Below are 5,204 nucleotides of genomic sequence, written 5' to 3'. Positions count from 1 at the left end.
GCTGGTCGCCCAGGCGTCGAGACGGGCCTGTTCGGCGGGCGTGAGGGCGCGAGTCAGGCTGGCGGCCAGAAGCTGGCTGGGATCGGGAAGGCCCTGCTCGGGACTATGCGTCATTCGGGGCCTCGATCACCTGGCGCAGCCGCGCCAGGGCGTTCATCATGTGCTTCTCGACCGCGCTCTGGGACAGGCCGAGACGTTTGGCGGCCTGGGCCTGGGTCAGGTTCTCGAACCGGCAGAGCACGAAGACCGAGCGGGTGTTGGGGTGAAGGTCCTCGAGCGCCGCGACCAGCCGCTGGAGCCGCTGGCGTCCCGCCAGGGCGGTTTCGGCGGACGGTTCGTCGGCCGGCAAGGCTGGATCGACCTCGACGTGCCGCTCATGCTGGCGGACCCGGCGCTGGCGCTCGTGATCGACCAGCGCGTTGGACGCGACGGTGAACACCAGGCCGTCGGGGTTGCTCCAGTGCAGGTTCGAGAAGCGTCGCGACAGGCGCATGAAGACCTCCTGCGTCAGGTCCTCGGCGTCCTCGACGCCGACGGACCGGCGGCGGAAGAAGCGCAGCAGCGGGCGACGATAGCGTGACACCAGGGCGTCGAACCGAGGCGCGTCCGCGCGCCAGTCGGCGGCGGGCGTCTCGGTCGCGGTCTCCGGCGCGCCGCCGGTCGCGGGGCCGCTGTCGGAGAAGGTCAGAACGCCCATCGCAGCCTCGCGGACAGATAGCGGCCCCAGTGATGAATCTCCATCGGCTGGTCGCGGCTCTCGCCATAAACGAACCGTCGCGCGTCCGCCAGATTGACCCCCTCCAAGGAGAGCGTGACGCCGTGATCGAGGCGCCAGGAGGCCGAGCCGTCCAGCGAACCGAACGCCGCCGTCGTCGACGGGGCGGTGATCGAGCTGCCGATGGTCGTCAGGTAGGGCCCGCGCCAGTTGTAGGCCAGGCGCGCCGAGCCGCGTCCCTTCTCATAGAACGCCACCGCGCTGTAGCTGGCGCGCGACAGGCCCAGCAGCATGTCGTGGATCACCCGGTCGCCGGCGAGGTAGGTCGCCTGGCTTCGCACCAACGTTGCCGAGCCCTGCACGCCCAGTCCGTCGAACGGCGCGGGAAGCTCGCGAAACACGCGGCCGAACGTGGCCTCGACGCCCTGGATCCGCGCGTCGCCGCCATTGACATTGGTCGACAGCAGAATTCGCCCGCGCCCCGGCACGTCGATGAAGATGTTCTGGGCGGTGATGTAGTTGTCCAGACGCCGGTCGAAGACCGCCACGGTCGCCGCGCCGCCGGCCGGGAAATACCATTCCAGCGAGACGTCCAGCTGGGTGGCCATGAACGGCGACAGCTCGGGATTGCCGCCGTTGGCGGTCGGCGTATCGCGCGCCAGGGTCATGCGAGGCGCCGTGTCCAGGACATTGGGCCTGTTGACCACCCGCGAGGCCGCCAGGCGCACGACCCATTGGTCCGTCAGGTCGACGCGCAGATTGGCGCTCGGCAGCCAGTTGTCGTAGCGCTTGAGCCAGCGGGTCGGCACGGGGTCGTCGCCGTTCGCCAGCACGCCCAGCGAGGTCTGCCGGGTCGCGGCGTAGCGAAGACCGACGTCGCCGCTGATCGCCCGCCCCAGCACCCGGCCGCGGTAGTCGTAGCGGACATAGGCCGAGGTGATCGCCTCCCGAACCACGAACGAGTTGCGCAGGTCGGCCAGCGACGGCGGCTGAGCGGCGATCGCGGGCGTATAGAGCAGGGCGTAAAAGGCGCGAGCGTCCAGAGACACCCAGCGTCGGGGCAGGTCGCCGCGGGTTCCGGCGAGAAAATCCGAGAACGGCGTCTGGCCATAATAGGCCTGGCCCAGGCTGGTCAGCGGCGTTCCCAGCAGCGTGTTGAGCGTCCAGTCGCGTCGCCGATAGTCGCGGGTGCGCGCGTGCCGCTCCCCGCCGAAGGAGAGGACGCCGTCGCCGATCGGGCGCTTGAGATCGAGCCGCAGCAGGGCGTCGCGATCGCGCGAGTCCTTCCAGGTGTAGTCGAACCCCTGGCCGACATAGTTGGCGGGATCGGTATAGTCGACGGTGGTGCGCAGAGTCGGGCCGCCGCCGAGACCGTGGCTGAAATCGTATTGCAGCGGTCCGAAGAAGGCGAACCGCGCCCGGACCGTGCCCTCGCCCTTGGGGTGATAGCTGCGGGCGCGCGAATTGGCGTAGTCGGCGTCGAAGGTCCAGGCGCCGAGCCGCCACTGCTGGTGGACGCCAAGCGCGACGAGGTCGTGACGATTGAGGCTGGTCTCGCGAGAGGCCATCCAGCGCGTCCCGTTGATCAGGCCCGCCTGGACCGTGTCGCCCTTGATCGACTGGCTGCCGGGCGCGAAGCTGGGCGTGGAGACCGAGGCGTCGTCCGGATAGATGTCCAGCCCGAACTCGTCGTAGTGGGCGTCCAGGCGGGTGGCCAGCAGGTCGACATCCAGTCGCCAGTCGGGCGTGGGGCGCCATTGCAGCGCGAAATCGCCGGACGCCATCCGGCGGTCCTCCAGCTCGATCGTCGGTCGGGTGCGGGTCGGCGTGTAGAGGCCCGGGCCCAGGGTCGTGGCGAACCGGTCCAGGTTCCAGCCTGTCTGGTAGAGCCGGTCGTTGCGGATCCGACGGCGCTCGATCACCCCGCCGGCCAGCACGCCGAAGCGATCGCTGGGGTCGACCCAGCTCCAGACGCCGGACACGGACGGATCCTGGCGTCCGACCTGGCCTTCCGAGGTCCGGATCGAAAGGATGGACCGCGGTCCTCGGTCGAGCGGCTTGAAGGTGCGGACGTCGATATTGCCGCCCAGCGCGCCTTCATCCATGTCGGCGGTCGTGGTCTTGGCGACCTCGATCTGGTCGATGACGTCGGCCGGCAGCACCTCGAAGCGGAACTGGCGGCCCCGGAAGCCGCCGTTCTCGACCAGGTCGTTCATCGCGATCGGCCGGCCGTTCAGCAGGACGTTCTGGAATTGCGGGCCCAGCCCCCGGACGCTGACATAAAGGCCGACCCCCCGATGGCGCTCCAGGCTGACGCCGGGGACGAGTTGCAGCGCCTCGGCGGCGTTGCCGGCCGGCAGACGGGCGATGTCTTCGGCGCTGATCGCGTCGAGACCGTGGTCCGCCGATCGCTTCAGGTCCAGGGACCGGTCCAGGCTCGCGGCGTAGATCGCGGTCACGGTGACCGGTTCGACCTCGGTCGGGGTCGGGGTCGGGGCCGCGGGCTCGGCGACGGCGCGAGGCGCGGGGGCGGGCGTCGCGCGCTCAAGGACGAAGACGCCGCGCCGCGGTTCCCGGACCTGGACCGAGGCGCCCGCCAGCAGCAGTTCGAGGGCGCGTCGCGTCGAGACGAATCTGGGCGCCGTCCGCCCCGGTCGATTGGCCACGAGGTCCGGAGGAAACAGGATCACCACGTCGCGTTCGGCCGCGAGCCGGTTGAGACTCTCGCCCAGACCCGGCTGTCCGGCCCGCGCGTCGACCGGCGTCGCCAGGAGCGCGATCCCGAGCGCGGGAATGATCAGACGGGAGGACATGCCTGGCAGGGCGGCTCGCGGCTTAAGGCCCACGGCTCCTTACTGGCCGAGCATGACACTTGGGCGACACCGATCGCGGCGGTGGCGCCGAGGTCCTTTACCGCTTCTGGAACACGGTATTGGCGACCTGGACGACCGGCAGATCCAGGCCGACGATGGATTCGGAGTGTCCCAGCAGCAGATATCCGCCCGGCGACAGGCGACCGCACAGGCGTTCGAGAACCTTGGCCTGGGTCGACTTATCCAGGTAGATCAACATGTTGCGGCAGAAGATGATGTCCATGTCCGCATCGACCGGATAGGTCTCGTCCATCAGGTTCAGGCGCGCGAACGACAGCTTGGCGCGAAGGTGCGGCTTGATCCGAACCTCGGCGCGGGCCGGGTCGCGGGCCCGCATCAGGTAGCGCTGCCGTCGCGCGGCCGACACCGGCTCGATCATCTCCACCGAAAAGCGTCCGGCGAGGGCCTCGGCCAGCACCTCCGTGCAGATGTCGGTGCAGAGGATGGAATAGTCCGTGTCGCGTCGCGCCTGGCGGAACTCCTCCATGATCATGGCGATCGTGTAGGGCTCGGCGCCGGTCGAGCACGCCGCGCTCCAGATCTTGATCTGGCGCCTGCCCTTGTCGGCGAGGGCCGGGAGGCCTTGCTCGAGCAGGAAGTCGAAATGCGCCGGTTCGCGGAAGAACTCGGTCTTGTTGGTCGTGACCGCGTCGATCAGGTCGATCGTCTCGTCGGCCAGTCCGTCCTCCTCGAACAGGAACCGGCAGTAGTCATTGACGTCCGCCATGCCGAGGGCTCGCAGTCGGCGACGCAGACGCCCCTCCAGCATGGTGCGCTTGCTGGCCGGCATCTTGATGCCGGCATAGCCGTGGATGAAGGTCGCCAGGCGCTGGAAGTTCGCGGCGGTGAGCGGTTCGGGCTCGTACAGCGACGCGGCGGCGGTGTTCGACAACGGGTTCTCCCTGGCGCGGCGTCCGGCGCCGTCGGTTCTTGAGCGGCCCGTTCTGGGCGCGCGAGAGCAAACCCCGCGCGCTTGGCTCGCGCGGGCGTCTAGATGTCGCGTTCACGCGGCTTTCGCCGGGAACGCTCCGGAGCCGCCATTCAGGCCGCTTGCGAAAGGAGCGCCGCGTCCTGGCTGGTCAGCAGCCGGGCCAGATCGAAGATCACGACAAAGCCGCTGTTTCCGCTGGCGCCCTCGCGTCGAACCACGCCGCGGATATAGTCCGAGCGCCACGGCACGCCGATGTCCGGCGCGGCCTCGATCTGATCTTCCGAGAAGGAGACGACCTCGATGACCCGGTCGGCGATCAGACCCAGGGCCAGCACCCGGTCGTCCAGCGGCACGTCCATCACGAGGATGCGGGTCGCCGTCGAAGCCGCCTGCGGCGGCAGGCCGAGCTTCAGCCGCAGATCGATGGTCGGCGTGCCCCGTCCCCGGACATCCGTCAGGCCCTTGAGGTAGCTGGGGCCCTCGGGGATGGCGAACGGAGGCTGGTAGTCGAGGATCTCGCGCACATAGGCGACGGGAACGGCGAACACCTCCGAGCCGAGGCCCAGCGTGACGAATTGAAGATCGGCTGCGGCCATCAGGCGTACTCGCGGAAATTGGCGTCGTCGGCGTCGGCGCCGCCCTGGCTGAGATCCAGGGCGAAGCCGGTGGCGCGGGCCTGCTGCGC

General features: G+C 69.4%; 4 protein-coding genes. All 4 read right to left on the bottom strand.

All coding sequences use genetic code 11. From position 1 onward, the window contains the following. Window positions 1–103: 103 nt before the first annotated feature. The 4 genes from FCU40_RS22480 to FCU40_RS22465 all read right to left on the bottom strand — a co-directional run bounded on the left by FCU40_RS22480 (window position 104) and on the right by FCU40_RS22465 (window position 5,115). Window positions 104–697 carry a sigma-70 family RNA polymerase sigma factor gene (locus FCU40_RS22480; protein WP_004621713.1) on the bottom strand — a complete coding sequence of 198 codons (594 nt, stop codon included), beginning with the start codon at window positions 695–697 and terminating at the stop codon, window positions 104–106. Then, on the bottom strand, window positions 685–3,528 hold the full coding sequence (locus tag FCU40_RS22475) for a TonB-dependent receptor (RefSeq protein ID WP_168078022.1): 2,844 nt from the start codon (window positions 3,526–3,528) through the stop codon (window positions 685–687). The genes FCU40_RS22480 and FCU40_RS22475 overlap by 13 nt, the downstream gene beginning before the upstream one ends. Before the next feature lie 97 nt (window positions 3,529–3,625). Then, window positions 3,626–4,480, bottom strand: coding sequence for a CheR family methyltransferase (locus FCU40_RS22470; RefSeq protein WP_168078020.1), 855 nt, complete (start codon window positions 4,478–4,480; stop codon window positions 3,626–3,628). Between the two features lie 149 nt (window positions 4,481–4,629). After that, window positions 4,630–5,115: a chemotaxis protein CheW gene (locus tag FCU40_RS22465; protein ID WP_168078018.1), complete on the bottom strand. Its 486-nt coding sequence runs from the start codon at window positions 5,113–5,115 to the stop codon at window positions 4,630–4,632. Window positions 5,116–5,204: the final 89 nt, after the last annotated feature.

Origin of the sequence: Caulobacter sp. SSI4214 (assembly GCF_012184455.1) — a bacterium.
Lineage (GTDB): Bacteria > Pseudomonadota > Alphaproteobacteria > Caulobacterales > Caulobacteraceae > Caulobacter > Caulobacter vibrioides_E.
The sequence above is the reverse complement of the archived record's forward strand: the minus strand, read 5'-3'. Positions and strand labels throughout refer to the sequence as shown.